Origin of the sequence: Microbacterium faecale (genome assembly GCF_014640975.1) — a bacterium.
Classification (GTDB): Bacteria; Actinomycetota; Actinomycetes; order Actinomycetales; family Microbacteriaceae; genus Microbacterium; species Microbacterium faecale.
The window spans coordinates 35010-61386 of record NZ_BMHO01000002.1; the positions used below are offsets into that span (position 1 = coordinate 35010).

General features: G+C 68.5%; 26 protein-coding genes. 7 read left to right on the forward strand and 19 right to left on the reverse strand.

The window, feature by feature from the left end; genetic code table 11:
• Positions 1 to 29: 29 nt before the first annotated feature.
• The gene (locus IEW87_RS13105) at positions 30 to 917 is read left to right on the forward strand and encodes a LysR family transcriptional regulator ArgP (RefSeq protein ID WP_188712843.1); all 888 of its coding nucleotides are present in this window, start codon (positions 30 to 32) and stop codon (positions 915 to 917) included.
• A 6-nt stretch (positions 918 to 923) separates the two neighbouring features.
• Here the strand turns inward: IEW87_RS13105 and dapF are convergent, their stop codons facing one another.
• On the reverse strand, positions 924 to 1790 hold the full coding sequence (dapF, locus tag IEW87_RS13110; protein ID WP_188712844.1) for a diaminopimelate epimerase: 867 nt from the start codon (positions 1788 to 1790) through the stop codon (positions 924 to 926).
• A 113-nt stretch (positions 1791 to 1903) separates the two neighbouring features.
• Here dapF and IEW87_RS13115 point away from each other — a divergent pair, with 113 nt between their 5' ends.
• From IEW87_RS13115 to IEW87_RS13130, 4 genes are read left to right on the forward strand one after another with little or no spacing between them, the layout of a single operon-like run.
• A complete protein-coding gene (locus tag IEW87_RS13115; protein WP_188712845.1) occupies positions 1904 to 2824 on the forward strand; it encodes an ABC transporter ATP-binding protein in 921 nt (306 codons plus the stop codon).
• Positions 2825 to 2866: 42 nt separating this feature from the next.
• Positions 2867 to 3712 (forward strand): ABC transporter permease subunit, encoded by an 846-nt coding sequence (locus IEW87_RS13120; RefSeq protein WP_188712846.1) that lies wholly within the window; start codon positions 2867 to 2869, stop codon positions 3710 to 3712.
• 10 nt (positions 3713 to 3722) lie between these two features.
• On the forward strand, positions 3723 to 4994 hold the full coding sequence (locus IEW87_RS13125) for a sensor histidine kinase (RefSeq protein ID WP_188712847.1): 1272 nt from the start codon (positions 3723 to 3725) through the stop codon (positions 4992 to 4994).
• On the forward strand, positions 4991 to 5656 hold the full coding sequence (locus tag IEW87_RS13130; protein ID WP_188712848.1) for a response regulator transcription factor: 666 nt from the start codon (positions 4991 to 4993) through the stop codon (positions 5654 to 5656). Before IEW87_RS13125 ends, IEW87_RS13130 begins: the two co-directional genes overlap by 4 nt.
• Before the next feature lie 162 nt (positions 5657 to 5818).
• Here IEW87_RS13130 and miaA read toward each other — a convergent pair whose 3' ends face one another.
• The 13 genes from miaA to IEW87_RS13195 all read right to left on the reverse strand — a co-directional run bounded on the left by miaA (position 5819) and on the right by IEW87_RS13195 (position 19032).
• On the reverse strand, positions 5819 to 6730 hold the full coding sequence (miaA, locus tag IEW87_RS13135) for a tRNA (adenosine(37)-N6)-dimethylallyltransferase MiaA (RefSeq protein ID WP_188712849.1): 912 nt from the start codon (positions 6728 to 6730) through the stop codon (positions 5819 to 5821).
• 2 nt (positions 6731 to 6732) lie between these two features.
• On the reverse strand, positions 6733 to 8280 hold the full coding sequence (gene miaB, locus IEW87_RS13140) for a tRNA (N6-isopentenyl adenosine(37)-C2)-methylthiotransferase MiaB (protein WP_188712850.1): 1548 nt from the start codon (positions 8278 to 8280) through the stop codon (positions 6733 to 6735).
• Between the two features lie 45 nt (positions 8281 to 8325).
• Complete coding sequence (locus IEW87_RS13145; protein ID WP_188712851.1) at positions 8326 to 9057, reverse strand: regulatory protein RecX; 732 nt, start codon at positions 9055 to 9057, stop codon at positions 8326 to 8328.
• A gap of 7 nt (positions 9058 to 9064) precedes the next feature.
• Positions 9065 to 10126, reverse strand: coding sequence for a recombinase RecA (gene recA / locus IEW87_RS13150; protein WP_188712852.1), 1062 nt, complete (start codon positions 10124 to 10126; stop codon positions 9065 to 9067).
• Between the two features lie 257 nt (positions 10127 to 10383).
• The gene (locus IEW87_RS13155) at positions 10384 to 10605 is read right to left on the reverse strand and encodes a DUF3046 domain-containing protein (protein ID WP_188712853.1); all 222 of its coding nucleotides are present in this window, start codon (positions 10603 to 10605) and stop codon (positions 10384 to 10386) included.
• A 10-nt stretch (positions 10606 to 10615) separates the two neighbouring features.
• Complete coding sequence (locus tag IEW87_RS13160; RefSeq protein ID WP_188712854.1) at positions 10616 to 10927, reverse strand: helix-turn-helix domain-containing protein; 312 nt, start codon at positions 10925 to 10927, stop codon at positions 10616 to 10618.
• 143 nt (positions 10928 to 11070) lie between these two features.
• On the reverse strand, positions 11071 to 11565 hold the full coding sequence (locus IEW87_RS13165; RefSeq protein ID WP_188712855.1) for a CinA family protein: 495 nt from the start codon (positions 11563 to 11565) through the stop codon (positions 11071 to 11073).
• Positions 11562 to 12137 (reverse strand): CDP-diacylglycerol--glycerol-3-phosphate 3-phosphatidyltransferase, encoded by a 576-nt coding sequence (gene pgsA, locus IEW87_RS13170; protein ID WP_188712856.1) that lies wholly within the window; start codon positions 12135 to 12137, stop codon positions 11562 to 11564. The genes IEW87_RS13165 and pgsA overlap by 4 nt, the downstream gene beginning before the upstream one ends.
• Positions 12138 to 12149: 12 nt before the next feature.
• Entirely contained in the window at positions 12150 to 14942 is a 2793-nt protein-coding gene (locus IEW87_RS13175) for an FtsK/SpoIIIE family DNA translocase (protein ID WP_188712857.1), read from the reverse strand.
• An 81-nt stretch (positions 14943 to 15023) separates the two neighbouring features.
• Positions 15024 to 16700, reverse strand: a complete 1677-nt coding sequence (locus IEW87_RS13180; protein WP_188712858.1) for a ribonuclease J — start codon at positions 16698 to 16700, stop codon at positions 15024 to 15026.
• A gap of 34 nt (positions 16701 to 16734) precedes the next feature.
• Positions 16735 to 17712 (reverse strand): 4-hydroxy-tetrahydrodipicolinate synthase, encoded by a 978-nt coding sequence (gene dapA, locus IEW87_RS13185; protein WP_188712859.1) that lies wholly within the window; start codon positions 17710 to 17712, stop codon positions 16735 to 16737.
• A complete protein-coding gene (locus IEW87_RS13190) occupies positions 17709 to 18221 on the reverse strand; it encodes a dihydrofolate reductase (RefSeq protein ID WP_188712860.1) in 513 nt (170 codons plus the stop codon). The genes dapA and IEW87_RS13190 overlap by 4 nt, the downstream gene beginning before the upstream one ends.
• Before the next feature lie 4 nt (positions 18222 to 18225).
• Positions 18226 to 19032, reverse strand: coding sequence for a thymidylate synthase (locus IEW87_RS13195; RefSeq protein ID WP_188712861.1), 807 nt, complete (start codon positions 19030 to 19032; stop codon positions 18226 to 18228).
• An 80-nt stretch (positions 19033 to 19112) separates the two neighbouring features.
• Between IEW87_RS13195 and IEW87_RS13200 the strand changes: the two genes are divergently transcribed.
• Positions 19113 to 19535, forward strand: a complete 423-nt coding sequence (locus tag IEW87_RS13200) for an OsmC family peroxiredoxin (protein WP_188712862.1) — start codon at positions 19113 to 19115, stop codon at positions 19533 to 19535.
• 144 nt (positions 19536 to 19679) lie between these two features.
• Here IEW87_RS13200 and IEW87_RS13205 read toward each other — a convergent pair whose 3' ends face one another.
• The 5 genes from IEW87_RS13205 to IEW87_RS13225 all read right to left on the reverse strand — a co-directional run bounded on the left by IEW87_RS13205 (position 19680) and on the right by IEW87_RS13225 (position 24971).
• Positions 19680 to 20135, reverse strand: coding sequence for a tetratricopeptide repeat protein (locus tag IEW87_RS13205; protein WP_188712863.1), 456 nt, complete (start codon positions 20133 to 20135; stop codon positions 19680 to 19682).
• The gene (locus tag IEW87_RS13210; RefSeq protein ID WP_188712864.1) at positions 20132 to 20899 is read right to left on the reverse strand and encodes a 4-hydroxy-tetrahydrodipicolinate reductase; all 768 of its coding nucleotides are present in this window, start codon (positions 20897 to 20899) and stop codon (positions 20132 to 20134) included. The genes IEW87_RS13205 and IEW87_RS13210 overlap by 4 nt, the downstream gene beginning before the upstream one ends.
• A gap of 27 nt (positions 20900 to 20926) precedes the next feature.
• On the reverse strand, positions 20927 to 21529 hold the full coding sequence (locus IEW87_RS13215; protein ID WP_188712865.1) for a histidine phosphatase family protein: 603 nt from the start codon (positions 21527 to 21529) through the stop codon (positions 20927 to 20929).
• A gap of 67 nt (positions 21530 to 21596) precedes the next feature.
• Positions 21597 to 22577, reverse strand: a complete 981-nt coding sequence (locus IEW87_RS13220; RefSeq protein WP_188712866.1) for an aldo/keto reductase — start codon at positions 22575 to 22577, stop codon at positions 21597 to 21599.
• A gap of 144 nt (positions 22578 to 22721) precedes the next feature.
• Positions 22722 to 24971, reverse strand: coding sequence for a polyribonucleotide nucleotidyltransferase (locus IEW87_RS13225; RefSeq protein ID WP_188712867.1), 2250 nt, complete (start codon positions 24969 to 24971; stop codon positions 22722 to 22724).
• A 244-nt stretch (positions 24972 to 25215) separates the two neighbouring features.
• Between IEW87_RS13225 and IEW87_RS13230 the strand changes: the two genes are divergently transcribed.
• Positions 25216 to 26367, forward strand: coding sequence for a DUF2207 domain-containing protein (locus IEW87_RS13230; protein WP_188712868.1), 1152 nt, complete (start codon positions 25216 to 25218; stop codon positions 26365 to 26367).
• Positions 26368 to 26377 lie beyond the last annotated feature (10 nt).

The window sequence follows — 26377 nt, forward strand, 5'->3', positions numbered from 1 at the left end:
GATATTTGCAGGATGGTGAAGCAACGCTAATGTGGATCGCACCGGAGCTCGCCGAAACCGTGGCGATGATCGTCGATGAGGGATCCTTCGAGCGCGCGGCACAGCGCCTCAAGGTCTCGCCGTCGGCCGTGAGCCAGCGCCTGCGCGCGCTCGAATCGCAGCTGGGGCGGGTGCTGATCATCCGGTCGCGCCCCATCCGCGCGACACCGGCGGGCGCGACCGTCGTCCGTCTCGCCCGCCAGTACGCGGCAGTCGGCCATGACGCGTCGGTCGCGCTCGCGATCGAGCGCGAGGAGAGAATGCACGTGCCGATCGCTGTTAATGCCGATTCACTGGCCACGTGGCTGCTGCCGGCGCTCGAGGCGGTCACCCATGCGCACGATCTCACGTTCGAACTGCTGCGAGAAGACGAGGATCACACGGCGCGGCTGCTGGAATCCGGATCCGCTCTGGCCGCGATCACGTCGCAGCGCACGCCGATCGCGGGCTGCGTCGTCACGCCTCTCGGCGCGACCGAGTACCTCGCGGTCGCGACCCCGACGTTCGTGCGGAGGTGGTTCCGCGGCGGCGTCACTCCCGCGGCGCTCGTGTCGGCTCCTGTGATCGAGTTCGACCGCACGGACGATGTGCAGTCAGACTGGCTCCGAGCCAACGGCGTCGAGGCCGACACTCCCCCGCGACACTACGTGCCGGCCTCAGAGGACTACGCCTCGGCGGTGCGCCTCGGTATGGGCTGGGGCATGCTCCCACCCGCGCAAGCGCAGCCGTCGCTCGAGGCGGGGACACTCGCTCCGCTCGGCGGACCCGATATGACCGAGCCGCTCTTCTGGCAGCAGTGGAACATCGCCTCGGAGGCACTCACCGCGATCCGCGAGTCGGTCGTCTCGCACGCTCGCGCCGCGCTCGCTCCGCTGTAACCGGCGTCAGGCCAGCGATACGGTGCCGGAGAAGACGAGCGTCGCCGGACCGGAGAGCGCGACGTGTTCGCCGCCGGCGCCCTGGAACATCCTCACCCCGAGCGTGCCGCCGGGCACCTCGACGCGCCATTGGTCCGGTGCACCGTCGCCCGCCCAACTGCGTACGGCGAGTGCGGCGGCGACCGTGCCCGTGCCACACGACAGCGTCTCGCCGACGCCACGTTCGAACACACGCATGCGGATCCGTCCGACGCCCGCCGTCACAAGCGGGTCCGAGGGCACCACGAACTCGACGTTCGCGCCGTTCGCGGGCACCGGATCGAGCTGCGGGATGACCGTGAGGTCGAGCTGATCCAGCTCCTCCTCGCTCGCGAGGGCCACGACCGTGTGGGGATTGCCGAGATCGATGTTCATGCCGGGCCGGGGAACGTCCAGCCCTCGGGCGCGCACGAGCGGATCCGCTCCGTCCGACGACCAGGTGCCGAGGTCTGCCTCGAACCCGTCGCCGCTGCGGGTCACGAGTTTCACACCATCCCGGGTCCCAACCGCAAGGGCGGCGCCCTCGGCGAGCGTCGCGAGGCCCGTGTCGAGGAGGTAGCGGGCGAAGACCCGGACGCCGTTGCCGCACATCTCAGCGATCGACCCGTCCGCGTTGCGGTAGTCCATGAACCACTCGGCCTCTGGCGTCGCGGATCCGGCGCCGAGCGCACGCGAGCGGACGACCCGCAGGAACCCGTCACCGCCGATCCCGAAGCGCCGGTCGCACAGCGCGGCGACCTGATCGGCGGACAGGTCACGCTCGCCATCCGGGTCGGCGACGATGACGAAGTCGTTGCCGGTGCCGTGGCCTTTCGTGAACGCGATCTCGGGCATGCAGACGAGTCTACGGTCCGATCTCGGGGTCGTCCCCCGGTACGACGAGCCGGCCCCGAGGATCATCCCGACCGCCGATGTGGCACCCCTGATGTCGGCGAATGATGGAAGACATGATCACCGCACAGAACCTCACCAAGCGTTTCGGCGCGCACACCGCCGTCGACGACGTGTCCTTCACGATCAAGCCCGGGCAGGTCACGGGCTTCCTCGGGCCGAACGGCGCCGGCAAGTCGACCACCATGCGCATGATCATGGGGCTCGACCGCCCGACGCACGGCTCCACCACCGTGAACGGCCGGCCGTTCGGCGAGCACACGGATCCCATGCGGCAGGCGGGTGCCCTGCTCGATGCGAAGGCCGCCCACCCCGGACGCCGCGCCGCCGACCACCTCCGCCTCCTCGCCGCCACGAACGGCATCGCCCGCTCGCGCGTCGACGACGTGCTGGAACTCACCGGCATCGCCTCCGTGGCGCGCCGCCGCATCGGCGGGTTCTCCCTCGGCATGCATCAGCGTCTCGGCATCGCGGCCACGATGCTGGGCGACCCCGAAGTACTGATCTTCGACGAACCCGTCAACGGCCTCGACCCCGAGGGCGTGCACTGGGTGCGCGGATTCGCGAAGGCACGCGCGGCGGAAGGTCGCACCGTCTTCATCTCGTCTCACCTCATGAGCGAGATGGCGCAGACTGCCGACCACATCATCGTCCTCGGCAAGGGCCGCGTGCTCGCCGACGCTCCGATCGCGCAGTTCCTCGGAGGCGCGGGCCAGGAGCGAACGCGCGTTCGAGTGTCGGACGCCACCGTGCTCGGCTCGATCTTGTCAGCCGATGGCGTCTCGATCACGCAGACGGACGCCGAGTCCCTCGAGATCGCCGGCCTGCCACCCGCCCACATCGCGCGACGCGCGGCGCTCGAGAACCTCGACCTGCACGAGCTGACGCCCCTCAACGCCTCGCTCGAGGAGGCGTACCTCGCTCTCACGGACGACGCCACCGAGTACCGCTCCGACCGCACGGCCGTTGCCGCGTAACCCGCACCTGACGTCTTCACGACACGAAAAAGGACTCTCACCATGACTACTGCCGTCGCTTTCCCGGGCACCGCGACCCGGACCCCGACATCTCATGTGAGCTTCGGCTCACTCCTCCGCGCCGAGTGGATCGGCCTCACCAGTCTGCGCGGCACCTACGCCGCCCTCATCGTCGGCTTCGCGCTCATCCTTCTCCCCGCAGCGGCGTTCTCCCTGGTCTACGGCATCGACTTCGCCGGAGCCTCGGCAGCCGAGCAACAGGAGATGCTCGCGTGGATCCCGCCTGCCGGGATGCTCGCGGTCAACGGCGCGATGTTCTCCGTCGTCGTCGCAACGATCGTCGGCGCATCGATCTTCGCGAAGGAGCACTCGACGGGCTCTCTGCGGACGCAACTGTCGGCGGCACCTCGTCGGCTCCCGATGTTCACGGCGAAGGCCGCCGTCGTCACCGTCGCGACGCTCGTCGCGTCGCTTGTGGCGTTCGCCCTCGCCTTCGCGCTCGCGGCCGTCGTCTACGGCGCGTTCGAGATCCCACTCGCTCTCGATGACGCGCTGGTCGGCGTGGTCGTGCCGATCGTCGGAGCGGCGCTGTTCACCGCATGCACGGCGCTGTTCGCGCTCGGGATCGCCGGACTGCTCCGTTCGGAGACCTGGACGGTGACGCTGGTGATCGCGTTCCTTTTCGTCGTGCCGACGATCCTGATGACGCTCCCGTGGGCATGGGGCGCGGAGGTGTCCGAGCTCCTTCTCGGCACGACCGGCCAGTCCCTCGCCTTCGCCGCGAACGGGGTTGACGCGGCGTACTGGACAGACCTCGCGCTGACGGTCGGTTGGGCGGCCGTCGCGTTCTTCGGTGGCGCGGCCATTATGAATCGCCGGGACGCGTAGGTTCGTACACGTGACCGGAACCACGCCTGCCTCGCCCGGCCCCGCACAGGGGTCGGGCGAGCTCGCGCTTCCGCGTCCGCCCGGGTTCTTCCGCCGCTGGATCGACCGCCATCCGCGCACGGTCGACATCGTCATCGCGACGGTCACCGTTCTGATACCGGCGGCACTGATCCCCATCATGGCGGCCACCGTCAGTGAGTGGCCACTCCTCCCGGTCGGCTTCGTGTGCGCCGCCGCGCTCTTCGCGGCGACACTCCTCCGACGCCGGATCCCGTTCGTACTGCTCGTGATCGCGATCATCACCGGCGCGATACCGGTCGTCGGCGAGCCCCTCGGGGTGCTCTCGGCCTGGGTCGCGTTGTACTCTCTCGCGGTCTTCGCGCGCTCCAAACAGGCGTGGATCGGCTTCGCGCTCACGACACTCGTGTGGTTCGTCACCTTCCTCATCGACAACACCGATTCGCTCGACTTCGCGCCGGACGCCGCGGCCCCGGCCGTCTGGATCCAGGTGGTCGCCTTCTTCCTGCAGGCGGCGTCGGCATTCATCGTTCCGACGCTTGTCGGGCTCTGGGTCGGCGGCAGGCGCCGCTACGAGCGCGCCCTCATCGCTCGCGCCGAAGACCTCGCGCGCGAGCGCGACCAGCGCGCACAGCTCGCGGTGAGCGAGGAACGCACCCGCATCGCGCGTGAGATGCACGACATCGTCTCGCACAGCCTCACGGTCATGATCACGCTCAGCGAGGGGGCGGCGGCACAGGCCGAGGCCGGATCGGATCGGGCGCCCGCGGCCATGCGTCGCGTCGCCGACACGGGGCGCGACTCGCTTGCCGAGATGCGACGTCTGCTGGGCGTGCTGCGCGCACCCGACGCCCCCGCTGAACTCGCCCCGCTGCCCGTGAACGGGTCGATCCAGACCCTCGTGTCGCAGTTCCGCGACGCCGGACTCCCCGTGCGCTGGCATGGTGAGGGCGACCCCATCCCGTCCGGCGGCGGCGTCGCCCTGACCACGTACCGCATCGTCCAGGAGTCGCTCACCAACGTGCTGCGCCACGCTCCGCACACGCGCCATGTGGACGTCACCGCCACGAACATCGACGGCACGATCACGCTCACCATCGACAACGAAACGACGGCGGCCTCGCCCCCTGCTGATGGCACGGGGCGTGGTCTCGTGGGAATGCGCGAGCGTGCGGCTCTGCACGACGGTACGGTCGAAGCCGGGCCGCGCCCGGATGGGCGCTGGCGCGTCCGCGTGACGCTCAGCACGAAGGGAACGACATGACCGAGGCTGCGGTGATCCGCGTCGCCATCACGGATGATCAGGAACTCGTGCGGATGGGACTGCGCATGATGCTCGAGGCGCAGCCCGACATCGACGTCGTCGCTGAGGCCGACGACGGGCACGCGGCCGTGGAGCTCGCCGAGGCCGGCGGCATCGACATCATGCTCATGGACGTGCGCATGCCCGGCCTCGACGGCATCGCCGCGACGGACCGCATCACGTCGCGCGATGACGCCCCGAAGATCCTGGTGCTGACGACCTTCGATCTCGACGAGTACGCCTTCGGCGCGCTCCGCGCCGGCGCCAGCGGCTTCCTCCTCAAGGACGCTCGGCCGCCCGAGCTGCTCGGGGCGATTCGGGCGGTGCATTCCGGAGACGCCGCGCTCGCACCGCGCGTCACGGCCCGGATGATCGAGCAGTTCGTCTCAGCGCCCGAGCGGACCACCGCCGACGATGAACGCCTCGCCGTCCTCACCCCGCGTGAGCGCGAAATCCTCGTCGCGATCGGCGCGGGGCTGACGAACGATGAACTCGCCGAGAAATTCTTCCTGTCGATCTCGACGGTCAAGACCCACATCGGGCGGATCCTGCAGAAGCTCGGGGCGCGCGACCGCGTCCAGCTCGTGATCCTCGCCTACGAAGCTGGCCTCGTCGGTCGTTGAGCGCGCTCGTCTCGCACGCTGCGTTGCACGGTGTCACGGAGCACAGCGATCGTGCCCTCGCCGACGCTGGCTCGGGCCTGGCGGGCGGAGCCGCGCAGCGGGTTCGCGGGATCGCGTCGGCGAGGGCACGATCGCGGAGCGACACGTCACGACCGCAAAGAACTACCCGAGCACATCACGCGCGGATACGGCCCCCGCATCGAACCAACGAACGTCGGCGTATCGCTTGAACCAGCTGACCTGGCGACGCGCGTAGCGGCGCGTGAGCGCCTGGGTCTCCGCGATAGCTTCGTCCTCGGTCTTGTTTCCGGCGAGCTGGTCGAGCGCCTGAGCGTAACCGATCGCGCGACTGGCGGTCTTGCCCCGTTCGAGGCCGCGGTCGCGGAGTTCGGCGGTTTCTGCGAGCATGCCGTCGGCCCACATCTGCGTTACGCGCGCGTCGAGGCGCTCGACGAGCTGTGCGCGTTCCATGGCGAGACCCACGAGGTCGGTCTCACGCCAGGCCCGGGGTTCGGCGGGGAGGGCGGCGCCGTGGCCCGTGCCGCCCTGATCGAGCACCTCGAGCGCGCGAACGACGCGACGTTCGTTCCGCGGATCGATCCGCTCGGCGGTGGCGGCGTCGCGCTCGCGGAGCTCGGCGTAGAGCGAGCCGATGCCCTCAGCGGCCAAGCGGCCCTCGAGTGCGACGCGGCGCTCGGGGTCGCGGGGCGGGAAGCGGAAGTCGTAAATGACGCTCGAGACGTACAGCCCGGACCCACCCACGAGGATCGCGTGACGACCGCGCGAGAGAATGTCATCGATCACCCCGCGGGCACGCGTCTGATAGTCGGCGACCGCCGCCTCCTCGGTGACGTCCAGCACGTCGAACAGGTAGTGCGGGATGCCGCGCTGTTCATGGGCCGACAGTTTCGCCGTACCGATGTCCATGCCGCGATACAGCTGCATCGCGTCGGCGTTGATGACCTCGGCGGCTTCTCCTCGTGCGGCGAGACTCTCGGCGAGACCGAGAGAGAGCGAGCTCTTCCCCGTCCCGGTCGCGCCGACGATCGCCCAGAGGCGGGCATCGGCGGACACCGTCAGGCCCCGGCGCGCAACGTCGGCAGGCCGAGGCTCACCGCGCCGTCGGCTGTTGCGCCGCCGGTCGCCGGCACGGCGCACGATGAGGACTGGCGGCGGTCGTGGGCATCGCCTGCCTGCGTGCGGCGGATGATGAGCGGGGAACCATCGATACTGTCGGCGAGAAGGTGCGAGGGCGCGGCATGCGTCACAGTAACGGTCACGACGTCGCCCGGACGCGGGGTCTCGCTCCCTTCGGGGACGGCGAAGTGCACGAGGCGGTTGTCCTCCGCGCGGCCCGTGAGGCGGTGCGTTGCGGCGTCCTTCTTGCCTTCGCCCGTCGAGACAAGCAGATCGAGCGTGCGACCTAGCTGCTTCTCGTTCTCCTCCAGCGTGATGCGCTTCTGCAGGGCCATCAGGCGGTCGTAGCGCTCCTGCACGACCTCCTTCGGGATCTGGTCGGGCATCGTGGCCGCCGGAGTCCCTTCCCGGATCGAATACTGGAACGTGAAGGCGCTGGCGAAGCGAGCCGCTTCGACGACGCGCAGCGTGTCTTCGAAGTCCTCGTCGGTCTCCCCCGGGAACCCGACGATGATGTCGGTCGTGATCGCCGCCTCGGGCATTCGCTCACGCACGCGGTCGAGGATGCCGAGGAACTTCTTGGAGCGGTACGAGCGCCGCATGTCCTTCAGAACCTTGTCACTGCCCGATTGCAGGGGCATGTGCAGCTGCGGCATGACGTTCGGCGTCTCCGCCATCGCGTCGATCACATCGTCGGTGAATGCCGCCGGGTGCGGGCTGGTGAAGCGCACGCGCTCCAGGCCGTCGATCTCGCCGCAGGCGCGGAGGAGCTTGCTGAAGGCGTGGCGGTCACCGAACTCGACGCCGTACGTGTTGACGTTCTGTCCGAGGAGCGTGACTTCGATCGCGCCGTCGTCGACGAGCAGCTTGATCTCCTCGAGGATGTCGCCGGGGCGGCGGTCCTTCTCTTTGCCACGCAGGCTCGGCACGATGCAGAAGGTGCAGGTGTTATTGCAGCCGACCGAGATCGACACCCAGCCGGAGTAGTGCGACTCGCGCTTCGTCGGAAGCGTCGAGGGGAACACCTCGAGCGATTCGAGGATCTCGAGTTCGGCCTGCTCGTTGTGGCGCGACCGTTCGAGCAGCTGCGGAAGTGACCCCATGTTGTGCGTACCGAAAACGACATCCACCCAGGGCGCCTTCTCGGAGACGGCGTCTTTGTCCATCTGCGCGAGGCAGCCGCCGACGGCGATCTGCATTCCCTCGTGACGGTCCTTCTTCGATTTCAGGTACCCGAGGGTGCCGTAGAGCTTTCCGGCAGCGTTCTCGCGGACAGCGCACGTGTTGATGATGATGACATCGGCGTCTTCCCCCGCGTCCACGGGCACGTACCCGGCGCTCTCCAGCGAGCCAGACAGACGCTCGGAGTCGTGCACGTTCATCTGGCAGCCGAACGTCCGCACCTCGTAGGAGCGTGCACGGCCCGTCTCGTCGAACGCTGCGGGCGAGGTGTCGATGAGCGTCGGTGCGCTGGATGGCGTGGTCATAACGCCTGCAATTCTACGTAATGCTGCGACACCGCGCGCCGTCACCTACCGGAAGCGCACCGATGCCGTGCCCGACTGTGCCTCGTCGAGCGCCTGCCGCGCGACGCTCATCACGAGCGACCCTCCGAACCCACGCCGCGAGAGCTGCCCCACGAGACGACGCAGCGCCGTCTCGTGATCGAATCGCGCCAGCTGCGGCGCCTTCCCGCGGGCGAACTCCAGCGCGCGCTCGTAGTCGTCATCTGGCAGATCCTCGAGCGCCGCATCGATAGATTCGCGCGCGATGCCCCGTTTCGCGAGCGCCTGCGCGATCGCACGCCGTCCCTGGTTCTTGCGCGTGAGCGCGGCGTGCAGGAGCTGCTCGGCAAGACGATCGTCATCGATCGCACCGACGCGCAGCAGACGGTCGATGATGTCCTCGACCGCGTGCGGCTCGACGTTGTCGCGCCGCAGCCGATCACGTGCTTCGCGTTCGGACATGCCGCGTGCGGCCAGCGCGCGCTCAAGCCGCCGCGTCGCGCGGTCGGCGATCACCTGCGATTCGTCACCGTCGCCGTCGCTCTCGTCATCGATATCGTCGGCCGGCGCGGCCTGCTCGTCGGCCACGGGGGGCGCGGCGGCGGCGCCGCGCCACGTCGTGTGCCAATCGTCAGCGCCGTCCGAACCGACGTCAGGCGCCTCGTCAGCGCCGGCAACGGGGCGATCCGGCACCGTCCCACCGAACAGGGGCACGACAGGGGCGAGACGCTCGCCCCCGTCCGTGTCGTGGTCAGACATGATCAGCTCAGGCCGTTCGGCGTGCCGCGATGTCGTCGACCGGGGCCTCAGCCTCCGCTGCCGCCTCCGGGTCCTTGAGGAGACCGATCTTGACCTTGATCTTGTCTTCGATCTCCTGGGCCACATCGGTGTTCTGCTTGAGGAACCGACGAGCGTTCTCCTTGCCCTGGCCGAGCTGGTCGCCGTCGTACGTGTACCAGGAGCCCGACTTCTTGACGATGCCGTGCTCCACGCCGAAGTCGATCAGCGACCCCTCGCGCGAGATGCCCGTGCCGTACAGGATGTCGAATTCGGCCTGCTTGAACGGCGGCGCCATCTTGTTCTTGACGACCTTGACGCGCGTGCGGTTTCCAATGGCCTCCGCGCCTTCCTTCATCGTCTCGATCCTGCGGATGTCGAGACGGACCGACGCATAGAACTTGAGCGCCTTACCGCCGGCCGTCGTCTCGGGCGAGCCGAAGAACACGCCGACCTTCTCGCGAAGCTGGTTGATGAAAATCGCGGTCGTCTTGGTCTGGCTGAGCCCACCGGTGATCTTCCGCAGGGCCTGCGACATCAGTCGCGCCTGCAGACCGACGTGGGAGTCGCCCATCTCGCCCTCGATCTCGGCACGCGGAACGAGTGCCGCCACCGAGTCGATGACGACGAGGTCGATCGCGCCGGAGCGGATGAGCATGTCGGAGATCTCAAGCGCCTGCTCACCCGTGTCGGGCTGCGAGACGAGCAGCGCGTCGATGTCGACGCCGAGCTTCTGTGCGTATTCGGGGTCGAGCGCGTGCTCGGCGTCGACGAAGGCCGCGATGCCGCCAGCGGCCTGGGCGTTCGCGATCGCGTGAAGCGTCAGCGTCGTCTTACCCGACGACTCCGGGCCGTAGATCTCGACGACGCGGCCTCGCGGAAGGCCGCCGACGCCGAGCGCCACATCGAGGGCGATGGAGCCCGTGGGGATGACGTCGACCGGGGCGCGCTCTTCGCTGCCCAGGCGCATGACGGTTCCCTTGCCGAACTGGCGATCGATCTGGGCGAGGGCCGTTTCGAGGACCTTCTCGCGGTCTGCTGCTGTTGCCATGGTGGACTCCTTCTCCGCTCGTGTACTGCCGCCCAAAGGCTGTCGTGACCCGCCTCGGAGGGGCGGATTCTTCGACAGGGCGCGTGGCGTCTGCTGCCACTCGTCACGTTACGGATGACCACTGACAAACGAAGCCGGGGCCTGCCGGAATGTGGACGAGTCGTACAGATTCCACGTTGTGCACGAGACTACGCGCGTTAGAACGAATCTTCGACAGCGACGCGCCGAAGATCGAACTCAGGTTCGAACGCGCGGCGTCAACCGCTCTTCGCCTGGCGCAGCCCGACGCCGTACCGTGCGGACGCGGGAAGGTCGGTCTCTTCGCACAGCGCCGTCCAGATGTCGCGCGGAGGGGTGCCGCCATCGAGCGCCTCTGCGGCTGTGCGGTTGAGACCGGGGAGCACCAGATCGTCGAGGATCCAGCTGGCACGCGCGCCGAAATGCTGATCGACCGCGCGAAGGAATTCGCTGCGCCTCATGCGCGCGCAATCATCGCAGCGACAGCTCGGGTTCGACCTCGGCCACAAGATCGTCGGGCACGACGTCCGGGAACGCATCCTCGATGCCCTCGAGCACCGCAAGGCGGTCGCCCACGCGGCGCATCACTTCAGCCATCGACACACCCAGCGCCTCGGTCACCGAAGCGAGGATCTCGCTCGAGACCTCCTTCTGGCCGCGTTCGACCTCGCTGAGATATCCGAGCGCAACACTCGCTCTGCTCGCTACCTGACGGAGCGTCTGCCCCTGCTGCTGTCGGAAATCGCGAAGCACGTCGCCGATCTCTTGACGTACCAGGATCATGGCGGCCCCTCCTGTCTCTCGCGTTTCTCGAATCGTCGTCCGCCTGATCGGCGGACCGTCTGATACCAGGTTAATCGAGGATCGACCGCCTGAGGCACGATTCGGTGAACGGTTACGTCGATGAAACTGTTCTCACAGCTGGTTCATTCCCGCACGGCGTCGATTGCCAGGCGGAGCGCGAGCGCGACACACGCCCGGCGGATCTGAGCGCGGTCGCCCTCGAGCACCTCGCGTACAGTGCGCACACCGTGCGGTGTCGCGACCGCGACATGCACGGTCCCCGCGGGATGCCCGTCGGCCGGACCCGGTCCCGCCACGCCCGTCGTCGCAAGGCCGACATCGGCGGGGCGTCCGTCGAGTTCCAGCGCGCGACGCACCCCGCCGGCCATCTGCCGCGCGACGTCCGCGTCCACGGGCCCGCGCGTGCGCAGCAGCTCGGCATCGACGCCGAGCAGCTGGCGCTTCAGCTCCGTGTCATACGCGATGACGCCGCCGCGCATGCTCGCCGACGCGCCGGGCACGTCGACGAGCGCGCTCGCCAAGAGGCCGCCCGTCAACGATTCGGCCGTCGCAATCGACCAGTCCCGCTCCGCGAGCAGCGCGAGCAGCGCGCGGGCATCCGGGAGCGGATCCGTCATGTCGCGGACCGCGCCCCTCGGACCTGCGCGATGACATAGTCGATGCCGCTTGCGATGGTGAGAAGCACCACGGCCCACATGAGCACCGAGGTCGTCACCGCCCACGCGTCGATCCCGATGACCGGGTGGAGCGGAAGGAGCGCCCACGACAGCGCGACGCCCTGGAGCGCCGTCTTGACCTTGCCCATCCAGGCCGCCGCGACCACGTGAGATCGCCGCACGACGAGGCGGTGCACGGTAATGCCCCACTCCCGGACGAGGATCACGACGACCATCCACCAAGGGATCTCACCGAGGATCGCCAGGCCGACGAAGGCCGATCCGGTCAACAGCTTGTCAGCGATCGGATCCCAGAGCTTGCCGAAGTCGCTGACGATGTCGTGGCGGCGGGCGAGCCAACCGTCGACCCAGTCGGTCGAGATCGCGACGATGAACAGGACAGCGGCCGCGATTCGGACGCCGAACTGCGTCTCCCCCAGCCATCCGCCGATGAGCAGGAGGACGAAGAAGAGGACCGCGAGCGGTATCCGAACGATCGTGATCGCGTTCGGAAGCTGGGGGTGGATCGCCATGGGAACAGTCTGTCAGTCGCGACCCGTGAGTCCCCAGGCGTCCTCGTCGTCGCTGACCTCGACCGTCGGCATGCCGTCGAACTGCGCCTCGATCGGGTCGGTCTCTGCGCTCGGGACGGGGGCCGTCTGCGGCATGTCGTCTGCCTCCGGTGCGGAGGCTGCTGAGGGCGCCGCGGCCGGCGGCTGCTGGCCCTTCAATCGCGCCAGGACGTTCGGGAGCTGATCCGGCGCCACCAGGACGTCTCGCGCCTTCGAACCCTCGGAGGGGCCGACGATCTCGCGCGACTCCAGCAGGTCCATGAGCCGACCGGCCTTCGCGAAGCCGACGCGGAGCTTGCGCTGCAGCATCGACGTCGAACCGAACTGGCTCGAGACGATCAGCTCGGTCGCCGCGAGCAGCACCTCGAGATCGTCGCCGATGTCTTCGTCGATCTCCTTCTTCGGTGCTTCGATCGCCTCCGCGACGTCCGCCCGATACTCCGGACGCGCCTGGCCGGTGACGTGCTTGACGACCGAATCGATTTCGTTCTCGGTCACCCACGCGCCCTGGAGTCGGAACGGCTTGCCGGACCCCATCGGGGAGAACAGCGCGTCACCCTGCCCGATGAGCTTGTCGGCGCCCGCACCGTCGAGGATGACGCGGGAGTCGGTCACGCTCGTCACCGCGAATGCGAGGCGCGAGGGCACGTTGGCCTTGATGAGCCCGGTCACGACGTCGACCGAGGGTCGCTGCGTCGCCAGCACGAGGTGGATTCCGGACGCGCGCGCGAGCTGCGTGATGCGCACGATCGAGTCTTCGACGTCACGCGGTGCGACCATCATGAGGTCGGCCAGCTCGTCGACGACGACGAGCAGGTACGGGTAGGGCTTGAGGACGCGTTCGGATCCCGCGGGAAGCTCGATCTCACCCGCGACGACCGCGCGGTTGAAGTCGTCGATGTGGCGGTATCCGAACGACGCGAGGTCGTCGTACCGCATGTCCATCTCCTTCACGACCCACTGCAGCGCTTCGGCCGCCTTCTTCGGGTTCGTGATGATCGGCGTAATCAGGTGCGGTACGCCCGCGTAGCTCGTGAGCTCGACGCGCTTCGGGTCGATCAGCACCATGCGCACCTCGCTCGGCTTGGCGCGCATGAGCAGACTCGTGATCATCGAGTTGACGAAGCTCGACTTACCGGATCCGGTCGAGCCGGCGACGAGAAGGTGCGGCATCTTCGCGAGATTGGCGATGACGAAGCCGCCCGAGACGTCCTTGCCGACGCCGATCGTCAACGGGTGCGTCGACTTTTGCGACGCCGGCGAACGCAGGATGTCGCCGAGCGCGACCGTCTCGCGGTCGGTGTTGGGGATCTCGATGCCGATCGCGCTCTTACCGGGGATCGGTGCGAGGATCCGGACGTCGTTCGATGCGACCGCGTAGGAGATGTTGTTGGACAGCTGCGTGATCTTCTCGACCTTGACGCCGGGGCCGAGCTCGACCTCGTACTGCGTCACCGTCGGGCCACGCGAGAAACCGGTCACCGACGCGTTGACCTTGAACTCCTCGAATACCTTCTCGATCTGCGCGACCATCCGGTCGTTCGCCTCCGAGGTCACGACCGCAGGGGGTCCGGCCGCGAGCGAGGCCGGCGACGGCAGCACGTACGGCGACTCCGGCGGCTGCGGACCGCGCGCTCCCGGGCCATCCGTGCCGAACCCGGAGATTCCGCCGAGCTCGCCGTCGAGACCCTCGTCGCCGTCGCCGACGAGACCGAGGTGGGCATCCTCGCCGCTCTGCGCACGCAGACGGGCAAGCGCCGGGTCGTCGAGCACCTGCGTGGCCTGATCAGCCGTGGTCGCGTCGTCGATCTCGACGACGGACTGGTCGTAGCCGCGGTCATCCTGCTCGCCGAGCAGCTCGGTGAGCTGCTGCGGATCCGCGACGCCGTCGACGTCCTCTTCTCGGCCCGACGCGTTGCGTCGCCACCACGGAAGCTCGTCCGCGCCGTCGAACAGCTGCTCGTCGTCGTTCTTCTTGCGACCGCGACGCTTCCGCGCCGGCTTCTCGTCGAGGACCTTCGTCGCCGTCTGGTCGTCGGAGGTCGACTCTTCGACCGGCTCGGCGTCGAACATCCAGGTGTACAGGTCGCGCAGGCGACGGCCGATGCGGTTCGGCGGGGTCTTCGTGATGATCAACAGGCTCAGCGCGATGAACACACCGAGCACGACGTAGGCGCCGATCGGCGTCACGAGGAGGCCGAGCGGCTCGCCGATCATCCAGCCGAACAGGCCGCCGGACTCGCTGAGCGACGGCATGCCTTCGACAGGCGCGGGCCGCAGCAGCGCGAGATGGCAGATGGCCGCAACCGAGATCGTCAGCAGCGCGAAGCCGATGCCGACGCGGCCGTTGTCGTTGACCGTCGCCGGATGACGGAACAGCCAGCCCGCCAGCAGCAGGAGCAGCACGGGGAAGACGAACGCCGTGCGGCCGATGAGCCCGCCGAACGTGTACGCGCTGATGGCGGCGGCCACCTCGTTGCCGATGAAGAACCATTCCGTGACGGCCCCGGCCACCGCGAGCAGCACCAGCAGAAGCGGGAAGCCGTCGCGACGGTCATCTTTCGCGAGCGTCTCCGAGCCGAAGGCACGGAACAGGCCACCGACAGCCCGTGCGATGCCGTTCCAGGCACGCACGGGCACGGCCGGCCGATCGGGATCGTCGATGTGGTTCTTGGGCGCGGGCGCAGATCGCTTCGACGCGCCTCGTGCGGAGGCGCGCGATTCGTTCTGCGCGTTCTTCTTGGGCGCGGTTGACGAGCGGGCCATGGGCTCTACGGTACGTCCGACCCCCGACGAACACAGGGAGGACGCGCACGGGAGGCCCCGATCGCTGTCAGATAGCGGCGATCACGCCTCGATCACGAGCGGCACGATCATCGGGCGGCGACGCAGGCGCTGGCCCACCCACCGTCCGATCGTGCGACGCATCGTCTGCGACAGGGCGTGATTGTCCCGCACCCCCTTCTCGGCCGCTTCTTCGAGCGCGGCGATGATCTTGGGCTTGATCTTGTCGAACACCCCTTCGTCCTCGGCGACGCCGCGCGCGTGGATCTCGGGGCCCGTGATGATGCGCCCCGTCTTCGAGTCCATGACGACGATGACCGAGACGAATCCCTCCTCGCCGAGCACGCGGCGATCCTTGAGGTCGGCGTCGGTGATCGTGCCGACCGACGAACCGTCAACGTACACGAAGCCGAGATCGAGCTGGCCCGATGCCCAGGCCTCGCCGTCCTTGAGGTCGATCGACGTGCCGTTCTCAATGATGAACGTCGCGGCCTCGGCGATGCCGGTCTGGTGTGCGAGCTGGGCGCTCGCGGTCAGGTGACGGAACTCGCCGTGCACGGGGATGACGTTCTTCGGGCGCAGGATGTTGTAGCAATACAGGAGCTCGCCAGCGGCCGCGTGACCGGACACGTGCACCTTCGCGTTCGCCTTGTGCACCACGTTCGCGCCGAGCTTCGTGAGCCCATCGATGACCCGGTACACGGCGTTCTCGTTGCCCGGGATGAGGCTCGAGGCGAGGATGACCGTGTCGCCCTCGCCGGGCTCGATCACGTGGTCGAGGTTCGCCATGCGGCTCAGGACCGCCATGGGCTCGCCCTGCGACCCGGTGGACATGTACACGATTTCGTTGTCGGGGATATCGTGCGACTTCTTGTAGTCGACGAGCGTGCCCGCGGGCACCTCGAGGTAGCCGAGCTGCTGTGCGATCGTCATGTTGCGCACCATCGACCGTCCGAGCAGCGCCACGCGCCTGCCGTTGGCGTGCGCGGCGTCGATCACCTGCTGCACACGGTGGACGTGGCTCGCAAAGCTCGCGACGATGACGCGCCCTGTCGTCTTGGACATCACCTGGTCGATGACCGGCCCGATGTCGCGCTCCGTGGGCGTGAAGCCCGGCACATCGGCGTTCGTCGAGTCGGGCAGGAACAGGTCGACGCCCTCCTCCCCGAGGCGCGCGAACGCGCGCAGGTCGGTGAGCCGTCCGTCGAGCGGGAGCTGGTCCATCTTGAAGTCGCCCGTGTGCAGGACGAGGCCGGCATCGGTGCGGATCGCGACGGCCAGCGCGTCCGGGATCGAGTGGTTCACCGCGACGAATTCGAGCCCGAACGGACCGACGTCCAGCGTCTCGCCCTCGCGGACGAGGTGCGTGTTCGGCGTGATCCGGTGCTCCTTGAGCTTCGCGGAGATGAGTGCGAGCGTCAGCTTCGAGCCGTAGATCGGAATGTCCGCCCGCATGCGGAGGAGGTACGGAACGGCGCCGATGTGGTCCTCGTGGCCGTGCGTGAGGACGAGGCCAACGACGTCATCGAGGCGATCGCGAAGCGGATCCATGTCCGGCAGGATCAGGTCGACGCCGGGCTGGTGCTCCTCGGGGAAAAGCACACCGCAGTCGACGATGAGGATCTTGCCGCCGAACTCGTACATGGCCATGTTGCGGCCGACCTCGCCGAGACCGCCGAGTGGCGTGAAGCGCAGCGCGCCGGACTCGAGTGCGGGGGGATCAAAAACAGGGGTGGACATAGCGCCTTTCCGCGCGTGCGCGCAGGGTCAGACGTCACCGAGTGGTGCCAGGCACCTGGGGCAGTGCCCCACCCGCGGCCGCGTTGCGGTCTGGGCGGAAGTTCGACACGTCCACGCCGTCGATGCCGTCCACGAGGGCGAATCCGTCCTCGATCACAGCGGCCTCCCATTCCTCGGGACCGACGAGCGGCAGGCGCACGCGCGGACTCGAGATGCGGCCGAGGCCGTGGAGGATGTACTTCGTGGAGACCGTTCCCGGCACGTGAGTCATGACGGCGCGGACAAGCGGTTCGAGCTTCTTGTGCTGCTCGGTGGCGGTGGTGAGGTCTCCGCGATTCACTGCGTCGACCATGGTTCGATATGGACCGGCGGCGATATTCGCCGTGACGCCGATGAGGCCCGAGGCGCCGATGGACAGGAGGGGCAACGTGTTCGCGTCGTCGCCGGAGAAATAGATCAGATCAGTCTGGTTGAGCACGCGACTGACCTCGCTGAAGTCGGCCTTCGCGTCCTTCACCGCGAGGATATTCGGATGCTTCGCGAGACGGAGGAAGGTCTCATACCGGATCGGAACGCCCGTGCGCCCCGGGATGTCGTAAAGGATCGTCGGCAGATCCGTCGAGTCGGCAATCAGCCGGAAGTGGGTGAGGATGCCCGCCTGCGTCGGCTTGTTGTAATACGGCGTGACGATCATGATGCCGTCTGCGCCGGCCTTCTCGCTCTTCTCATAGAGCTCGATCGCGTGCGCGGTCTCGTTCGATCCGCCGCCCGTGATGATCTTCGCGCGACCCGATGCCACGGACTTTCCGACCTCGACGAGTCGGATCTTCTCCGGGTCGGTCAGGGTCGAGGTCTCCCCCGTCGTCCCGGTGACGACGACGCCATCCGCTCCCGAGACGATGACGTCGTCGATGAGCTGCTCCGTCGCACCCCAGTCGACCTCGCCGTCGGGCGTCATCGGCGTGACGAGCGCGACGAGCACCTGACCGAACGGGTTCTCGGGTTGCGTCATGCCTCTAGGCTAGCGCGCGCTGAGCGTCGCGCGTACATGAGAAAGCGATATCGCGTGCCGGTGCTGCTCGTGTGCCAGCCCGTCTCCGGATCGCGCGATGAGAGGATCCACTCCGCGCCGAGCTCTGGCGCGGTCGTATCGCCGTCGACCGCGAGGTCGATCTCGGTCACGGCGACCTCGTCGAGCTCGGCCATCAGCTGTCGATAGATCTCGCCGCCGCCGATGACCCACGCGTCGACGCCGGCGATCCGGATCGCTTCGTCCGGCGATGAGACGGTCTCGCCGCCCGGCGCCTCGAACGCGGCGTCACGGGTGACGACGATGTTGCGCCTGCCAGGCAGCGGACGAAACCGGTCCGGGAACGACTGCCAGGTGCGCCGCCCCATGATGACGGCCGATCCCGCCGTCATGCGCGAGAAGTATGCGAGGTCCTCGGGAACGTGCCACGGCATGGTGCCGTCGGCGCCGAGGATCCGCCCGTGGGCCTGCGCCCAGATCGCCCGCAGCACGCGTCTAGACCGCGACCGCGCCGCGGATCGTAGGGTGGTGTCGGTAGTCGACGAGCTCGAAGTCGTCGAACTCGTACGAGAAGATGCTGTCGGCGGGGCCGATCTTCAGCTGCGGGTAGGGGTAGGGATCCCGCGACAGCTGCTCCGCGACCTGCTCGCGGTGGTTGTCGTAGATGTGGCAGTCGCCGCCGGTCCAGACGAAGTCACCGGGTTCGAGGCCCGCCTGCTCGGCCATCATCATCGTGAGCATGGCGTAGCTGGCGATGTTGAACGGCACCCCGAGGAAGAGGTCGGCGCTGCGTTGATAGAGCTGGCAGCTGAGGCGTCCGTCCGCGACATAGAACTGGAACATCGCGTGGCACGGCGGCAGCGCCATGTTGTCGACCTCCGCCGGGTTCCACGCGGAGACGATCATGCGACGCGAGTCGGGCGTCGCACGGATCTGATCGAGCACCTTCTCGATCTGGTCGATGTGCCCGCCGTCGGGAGTGGGCCAGGAACGCCACTGCACGCCGTACACCGGGCCGAGGTCGCCGTTCTCGTCCGCCCACTCGTCCCAGATCGTCACGCCGCGCTCCTGCAGCCAGCGGACATTCGAGTCGCCGCGGAGGAACCACAGCAGCTCCAATGCGAGCGAACGGAAATGCACGCGCTTGGTCGTGATGAGGGGGAAGCCCTGCGAGAGGTCGAATCGCATCTGCCGACCGAACACGCTCGTGGTACCGGTCCCCGTGCGGTCAGATTTATGGGATCCGTGGGCGAGCACGTCGCGGAGGAGGTCTTCGTACGGGGTGGGGATCGGCGCCGACATGCCCTCAGCGTATCGCCCCACGCCGAGTGTGGTTAGGCTGGCCACGACCGGGCACATTCCAACCCCTCGAGGAGGCAATTATGTCGGTAACCAGCGAAGCGACGGCAACGTGGTCCGGATCGCTCAAGGACGGGTCCGGATCCGTCGACCCGGCCTCGGGGATCGGCACGTTCCCCGTTGACTGGCGCGCGCGCAGTGAGGGCGCCGAATCGACGACGACGCCGGAGGAGCTCATCGCTGCTGCCCACTCGTCGTGCTTCAACATGGCGCTCTCGAATGAGCTCGGCCAGGCGGGCTTCACACCGGACAACGTCCGCACGACCGCGTCGGTGACGTTCGTTCCCGGCACCGGTGTGACGGGCAGTCACCTCAACGTCTCGGCCAGCGTGCCGGGGATCTCCGAGGATGAGTTCCAGAAGATCGCCGAGGGCGCGAAGTCGGGTTGCCCGATCTCGCAGGCTCTCGCCGGGATCGACATCACGATCGAGGCGTCCCTCGCGTAACCACCATCCGCGGGCACGGTGAGGTCACCCGCTGAGCGAATGTCGTGTCGCCGCCGCAGTGCCGAAGGATCCGCAGACCGGCTCCTCCCCGCCAGGCCCGATGCCAGCGGCATCCGACACGACATTCGCTCCGCGCCCCACTCGTTAGGCTCCGTGGCGCTCGAGACGGATCGCCTGACGCGTCGCCGCCCGCGCCCGTCGCCGGTCCCCCGCGGCGTCATACGCGACGCCGAGCCGGAACCACGCCCGCCAATCGTTCGGTGTCTGCTCGACGGCCGAGCGGTACGCGGGGAAGAGTTCGTCGGCGTCGCGGCGCACGACGCGGCCCGAGGGCATCAGGTCGACCTCGTCGTCGGGAAGCGCGCCTTCGGCTGCCAGCCGTTTCGCGAGCCGGTCGCCCCGCCAACCGAACCACAGCTCCCGCCCCAGAGCCCAGGCGCCGACGAGCGGGAAGACTACGAGGGCGCCTCCCATCACGACCGCGATCGGCTCACCGGTGTCGAGACCCGCTCCGATCATGGCGATGGCGCGTCCGCCGAGCAGCCAGATGTAGAGAGCGAAAACGGCGGCCATGACGGCGACGCCGATGCGGACTCTCACGACGCGGGGCCGTCCGACTCCGCCGGTCCCGATCGCGGGTCGCCGATTCCGATGTCGATGAAGTTCTCGAGCCCGACGGTCACCCCGCGCCGACCGCCGATGCCGGAGAGCGCGATGCGGATTCCCGGCCCGTACGCCTCGGCGGGGTCGGAGGTGTCGTGCACGATCGAGAGGGTCTCGCCGGGCCCGGACAGGATCGTCTGCTGCTGAGCGACGACGCCAGGACGCCGCAGCGAGTGGACGGGTACCGCCGCGACCTGCTGGCCACGGGCGCGCTGGTCGGCGTGCGGGGCTTCGACCGGGAGATCCCTGGCCGCCGAGATCAGCTCCGCAGTGCGCACCGCCGTGCCGCTGGGCGAGTCGATCTTCGTGTCCCGGTGCGCCTCGATGATCTCAGCGAAGGGGAAGAAGCGTCCGGCCGCCGCGGACAGGGCGGACCCCAGCACGGAGCCGAGCGAGAAGTTCGGCACGACGACGACGCCGACCTCGGCGGCCTCCACGGGCTGCCGCAGACCGGCGACGCGCTCGGCCGACCAGCCGCTCGTCGCGATGACGACGTCCGCCCCGCGCTCGATCGCGGCGCGGACGATGCGCTCGCTCGCGTCGGGCGTCGTGGCGTCGACGACGAGGTCGGCGCCGTCGAGCTCGTCGAGGCTGCTCGATGAGGTCAGCACGGCGTGCAGGTCGTATCCGGGCTCATCCTCGATGACGGTGCGAATGATGCTGCCGAGCTTGCCGTTTCCGGCCAGTGCCACGCGTCTCATGCTTCCATCCTACGGAGCCGTCGACGGTCAGACGGGCGGGATCTCCGGGAGGCCGGTGCGCAGCTCATACGGCAGGTGGGCGATGTCGTTGTGACTCACGAGGTTCCACGGCCGCCCCTGCTTCTGAGCGAGGACCGTGAGGCCGCAATGCGCCTGGTTCAGCGTCATCCAACGCCACTCCTCGGCGCCGAGCACCTCGCGGACGAACCACGAGATCACGAAGTTGTGCGAGATGAGCAGCTCGTGCACGTCGCCCGACTTGCGCACGAGGAACTCGCCGACGGCGTCGGCCATCTGCGCCTGGCCCGCTTCGATCTCTTCGTCGCTGATGCCCCCGAAGAACGGTTCGAACACCGACGGGGTCTCGTCGGTCATGCCCGTCGGCACACAGTCGAACAGCAGCGCGTGCGGCTGCGGATCGATCGCCGGCATACGATCCGCGAGGATTCGCGCCGTCTCAGTCGCGCGCACGAGCGGCGAATGCCACACAGACTCGAACGGCACGCCGGAAAGTCGATCGGCGAGCAGGGCCGCCTGGCGCGCGCCGCGCGCCGACAGCGGTCCGTCTTCGAGACCGTGCTCCGCGTCCTGGTGCTCACCGTGGCGTACAAGGTAGATGTAGTGCGTCACAGCCGTCCGCTTCGTCGTGAAGTTCCGAGCGCGACCAGGATGCCACGGCCGCTGCCCGTGCTCCAGCCTATCGCGAACCGATGCGGTCCAGTCGCGCGGCCTGTGCCGTCGTCAGCTCCGCGGTCGCGGCGGGGGCGAGATCGTCGATGTGGTGCACGGCGAGCACGTCGACGATCGGCGCCGCGACGGCGCGCTGTGCGCGCACCCAAGCGAGCGCCGTGGCGGCCGCCGTCAGGCCCGCCTCGCGCGAGACGGCGTCGAGCGCGCGCATCAATCGCCCACGGAAACGAGGGATCCCCGCCCGCCCGGGGCGCGGAACGTGGGCCAGCAGGCTCAGGGGGATCGCATCGACGGGCGTCACCGCCACGCGCTGCGGCACAACGACGCGACGCAGATCGCCTTCGAACCCCGCCCGGTCGCCGAGGCCGTACGGGGTCTCGAATACATCAATGCGCGGGTAGCCGCCCGACGCCAAGACCCGCGCCTCGAGCAGCTGCGTGGCGTCGAGACCGTACGCGCCGACGGAGCGCACCGCATCGGAGGCGACGAGCGGCTCGGCGGCCGCGAGTGCGTGCTCGAGTCGCGTCGCGTCATGGCCCTGCGCGGCGGTGTCGAGTGTGAGAACGTCGACGCGCTCCGCCCGCAGTCCGTCGAGCACGCGATCGAAGCCCGTGGCGAGGCGCTCGTCCCCCGTGCGCGTGCGCCGTGGTGCACCGACGCGGGCAGTCAGGAGGATGTCATCCCTGACGCCGCGCGAGCGGATCCAGCCGCCGACGAGTTCGAGGACGTCCGCGTCGCGGTCGGTGACGTGCACGGCGTTGCCGCCCGACTCGGCGTAGCGATCCAGGATCGCGGTCGCGGCGCGAGGATCGATGCGGCCGAAGCCCGCGGTGCCGAGTGCGAATGGGAACACCTGGAGCCCGGTGCGACCGAGCGGAATCCGCGGGCCGTGTGCCACGGGCGGTCCGACCTCGGGAAGCGGCGCGGACGGATGTGTCGTCGCGTGGTCATCCCGCGCGCTGTGCGTCCGTGTCGGTGCTGTGTCCATCTGGTCCCCTCGATCCATTGAACCCCGCTCCCGCCGGACCCCGGCCGCGACACGCTTACGATTCGGTCACGGATCCGAACGACGACGCGGCTCGGACGCCCCTGGGAGCGTCCGAGCCGCGTGGCGTCTCGCGTCAGATGAGGATCAGGCCTCGACAGCCTCCTCGGCCGTCTCCTGGTCCTCCTGGACGAGCTCGAGCGACAGCTTGCCGCGGTCGTCGACCTTCGAGATCCGCACCAGGATCTTCTGGCCGACCGAGACGACCTCCTCGATGTTCTCGACGCGCTTGCCGCCGTTGAGCTTGCGCAGCTCGGTGACGTGCAGCAGGCCGTCCTTGCCCGGAAGCAGCGAGACGAACACGCCAAACTTCGCGATGTTCACCGCCGTTCCGAGGTACTGCTCGCCGACCTCGGGGTTGGTCGGGTTGGCGATCGCGTTCACCTGAGCACGGGCGGCCTCAGCCGTCGGGCCGTCCGTCGCGCCGATGTACACGGTGCCATCGTCCTCGATCGAGATCGTCGCGCCGGTCTCGTCCTGGATGCCGTTGATCGTCTTGCCCTTCGGGCCGATCAGCTCGCCGATCTTGTCGACCGGGACCTGCACGCTGATCACGCGCGGCGCGGTCGGCGCCATCTCATCCGGGGCGTCGATCGCCGAGTTCAGCACCTCGAGGATGCGCAGGCGCGCATCCTTCGCCTGGGTGAGGGCGCCGGCGAGAACCTCGCTCGGGATGCCGTCGAGCTTCGTGTCGAGCTGCAGGGCCGTGATGAAGTCGCCGGTTCCCGCGACCTTGAAGTCCATGTCGCCGAGCGCGTCCTCCGCGCCCAGGATGTCCGTCAGAGCGGCGTAGCGCGTCTCGCCATCGACGTCCTCCGTCACGAGGCCCATCGCGATGCCTGCGACCGGAGCGCGCAGCGGCACGCCAGCGTTGAGCAGCGACAGCGTCGAGGCGCACACCGACCCCATCGAGGTCGAGCCGTTCGAGCTCAGCGCCTCCGAGACCTGGCGGATCGCGTAAGGGAACTCCTCGCGGGTCGGGAGCACCGGCACGAGCGCGCGCTCTGCCAGGAAGCCGTGGCCGATCTCGCGACGCTTCGGGCTGCCCACACGCCCCGTCTCGCCCGTCGAGTAGGGCGGGAAGTTGTAATGGTGCATGTAGCGCTTGGACGTCGTCGGCGACAGCGAGTCGATCTGCTGCTCCATCTTGAGCATGTTGAGCGTCGTGACGCCCATGATCTGCGTCTCGCCGCGCTGGAAGATCGCGGATCCGTGCACGCGCGGGATGACCTGAACTTCGGCATCGAGCGGACGGATGTCCGCGAGACCGCGACCGTCGATGCGTGCGCCCTCGGTGAGGATCCGGCCGCGCACGACCTCCTTCGTCACGCCCTTGTAGGCCGCGGAGAACTCGCCGGGCGCGGTCGCCGGAAGCTCCTCGGATTCGGCCTTCGCGGCGACCTCGTCCTTGATGCGCGCCTTGAGCGCATCGTCGGCGTTCTGGCGCTCCTGCTTGTCGGCGATCTGATAGATGCCCGTCAGCTCCTCGAGCGCCTTGTCGCGCACGAACGAGAAGACCTCGTCGCTGTAGGACGGGAAGACGGGGAACTCGAGCGGCTCGCGAGTCGCCTGCGACGCCATCTCGGCCTGCGCCTGGACGAGCTGCTTGATGAACGGCTTCGCGGCCTCGAGGCCGCCGGCGACGATCTCCTCATTCGGCTTCACGGCGCCGCCGCGGATGAGGTTCCACGACCCCTCGGTCGCCTCGGCCTCGACCATCATGATCGCGACCTCGCCATTGTCGAGCACGCGGCCCGCGACCATGAGGTCGAAGACGGCGCTGTCCAGCTGCTCGGCATTCGGGAACGCGACCCACTGGTCCTCGTGCTGGCCGAGGCCGGGGACGAGTGCGAGGCGCACGCCGGCGATGGGCCCGGAGAACGGCAGACCGGAGATCTGCGTCGAGGCGCTCGCGGCGTTGATCGCGAGCGCGTCGTAGAACTCGCCCGGCGCGATCGAGAGGACGGTGACGACGATCTGAACCTCGTTGCGCAGACCCGTCACGAAGGACGGGCGCAGCGGGCGGTCGATCAGACGGCACACGAGAATCGCGTCGGTGGAGGGACGTCCCTCGCGACGGAAGAACGAACCGGGGATCTTGCCGGCGGCGTACGAGCGCTCCTCGACGTCCACCGTCAGGGGGAAGAAGTCGAAGCCCTCACGCGGGTGCTTGCCTGCGCTCGTCGCGGAGAGAAGCATGGTCTCTTCGTCGAGGTAGGCGGCGACGGCTCCCTGCGCCTGCTGGGCAAGGCGACCCGTCTCGAATCGAATGGTGCGGGTACCGAATCGTCCGTTGTCAAGGACAGTTTCGGCCGCGGTGATCTCTGGACCTTCCACGAGGCCTCTCACTTTCTGTCGTGCCCGCGCATACGGGCGTGCGTCGGGAGCAGGAGAGGAGATGTGTGCTGGCCACCAGGAGAAACCCACCGGGATGTCCGGGAGATCACTTCTAGGGACCAGCTCCTGCACGAGCCTGCTCCACTGAGGTGTTGAGTTGTTCGTCGCCAGCCTATCAGCGAGGGGTGTGAGAACGCCGGTGCGCGCGTACTGCCCGCCTGGGCGATCGCGATAGCGTGAGGTGGTGGAAGATCCCAACGCTCTCATCGGCTTTCTTGCGATCGGCATCCTCCTGGCCCTCGTCGGGCTGATCATCATCGCGATCACGAAGCCGATCCAACGCCACCTGCCGTCATCACCGACGGTCCTGTTCACGCCGCCTCCCGGCGACGTCTTCGAGCACGGTCTCGCTCTCCGCGCTGACCGCCGGGTGCTCTCCGCGGCGTTGACCGGGCTCGCCGTCGCGCGTCGCATCCGGATCCTCGCGCCGCGCGGACGGCGCGGACCCGTCGCCGTCGAGGTCGTCGATAAGGCGGGTCTGACCCCGCGTGAACACGCGTTTCTCTCCGCGCTGCGCCCAGGAAAGCTGCGGCCGCGGCAGCAGCGGCGCTACCTGCGCGCCCTGCGCGACATCGGCATCGAGGTTCCCGACGCGGCCCATGCCCCCGACGTGTTCTTCGTGAAGGGGCGGGCCGCGTTTCGGCGCCGTCAGCGCAAGCAGCTGACGCGCGTGATCGACGAGACGCGGCGCGAGATGCGCCGTGACGATCTCGTCCGTCGAGGATCCGGGTCGTTCCACCTCGTGCTGCTCTCGCTCATCTTCCTCGCAACCGCGGTCCTCGGTGCCGTCCTGATCCTCGGTGCGATCCTCGAGGGCGCGTGGCTGGGCGTCGTGGTCGTTTTCGTCGACATCGCGCTCGTATTCTGGGTGCTCACGCTCGCCCCGCCGCCACTGTTGCGCTTCACCGACCGCGGTCGCGCACTGCGGACGCACCTCTCTGGCCTGCGCAGCTACGTTCGGCTCGCCGAGGGCGAGCGGATGCGCGCGTTGCAATCGATGGACGGCGCCCTGCGCACCGGCGCGGGTGAGGCGACGGCGGGCGGCCGCGCCCTCGGGATCTCCCCCCGCCCGACAGCGGCGGACCCCGTCGCGCAAGCGCAGCTCGACCGCTACGTGCTCATCGAACGCCTCCTGCCGTACGCGATCCTCTTCCGACAGGAGCGGTCGTGGCAGCGGGAGTTCCAACACGTCGGCGGCGCACCGGACCTCGCTCAGAACGTGCGCGTGCTCGGTGCGACGCTGAATGGTCTGATGGCGGTGCTCGAAGTCCTCGTCATCATCGGCAAGGTGGGGCGGGCGGTCGGTCTCGTGCTGTCGTTCTTCGCTCGATCGTGACCCCGAACGG

Bases quoted from the DNA above. Each gene is read 5' to 3' on its own strand.
- IEW87_RS13160 (WP_188712854.1), bottom strand. From the start codon at position 10,927: ATGATCCTGGTACGTCAAGAGATCGGCGACGTGCTTCGCGATTTCCGA.
- IEW87_RS13175 (WP_188712857.1), bottom strand. From the start codon at position 14,942: ATGGCCCGCTCGTCAACCGCGCCCAAGAAGAACGCGCAGAACGAATCG.
- IEW87_RS13145 (WP_188712851.1), bottom strand. From the start codon at position 9,057: ATGTCTGACCACGACACGGACGGGGGCGAGCGTCTCGCCCCTGTCGTG.
- dapA (WP_188712859.1), bottom strand. From the start codon at position 17,712: ATGACGCAACCCGAGAACCCGTTCGGTCAGGTGCTCGTCGCGCTCGTC.
- IEW87_RS13155 (WP_188712853.1), bottom strand. From the start codon at position 10,605: ATGAGGCGCAGCGAATTCCTTCGCGCGGTCGATCAGCATTTCGGCGCG.
- IEW87_RS13200 (WP_188712862.1), top strand. From the start codon at position 19,113: ATGTCGGTAACCAGCGAAGCGACGGCAACGTGGTCCGGATCGCTCAAG.
- IEW87_RS13180 (WP_188712858.1), bottom strand. From the start codon at position 16,700: ATGTCCACCCCTGTTTTTGATCCCCCCGCACTCGAGTCCGGCGCGCTG.
- IEW87_RS13120 (WP_188712846.1), top strand. From the start codon at position 2,867: ATGACTACTGCCGTCGCTTTCCCGGGCACCGCGACCCGGACCCCGACA.
- miaB (WP_188712850.1), bottom strand. From the start codon at position 8,280: ATGACCACGCCATCCAGCGCACCGACGCTCATCGACACCTCGCCCGCA.
- pgsA (WP_188712856.1), bottom strand. From the start codon at position 12,137: ATGGCGATCCACCCCCAGCTTCCGAACGCGATCACGATCGTTCGGATA.
- IEW87_RS13220 (WP_188712866.1), bottom strand. From the start codon at position 22,577: ATGGACACAGCACCGACACGGACGCACAGCGCGCGGGATGACCACGCG.
- dapF (WP_188712844.1), bottom strand. From the start codon at position 1,790: ATGCCCGAGATCGCGTTCACGAAAGGCCACGGCACCGGCAACGACTTC.
- IEW87_RS13130 (WP_188712848.1), top strand. From the start codon at position 4,991: ATGACCGAGGCTGCGGTGATCCGCGTCGCCATCACGGATGATCAGGAA.
- IEW87_RS13165 (WP_188712855.1), bottom strand. From the start codon at position 11,565: ATGACGGATCCGCTCCCGGATGCCCGCGCGCTGCTCGCGCTGCTCGCG.
- IEW87_RS13195 (WP_188712861.1), bottom strand. From the start codon at position 19,032: ATGTCGGCGCCGATCCCCACCCCGTACGAAGACCTCCTCCGCGACGTG.
- IEW87_RS13115 (WP_188712845.1), top strand. From the start codon at position 1,904: ATGATCACCGCACAGAACCTCACCAAGCGTTTCGGCGCGCACACCGCC.
- recA (WP_188712852.1), bottom strand. From the start codon at position 10,126: ATGGCAACAGCAGCAGACCGCGAGAAGGTCCTCGAAACGGCCCTCGCC.
- IEW87_RS13210 (WP_188712864.1), bottom strand. From the start codon at position 20,899: ATGAGACGCGTGGCACTGGCCGGAAACGGCAAGCTCGGCAGCATCATT.
- IEW87_RS13105 (WP_188712843.1), top strand. From the start codon at position 30: ATGTGGATCGCACCGGAGCTCGCCGAAACCGTGGCGATGATCGTCGAT.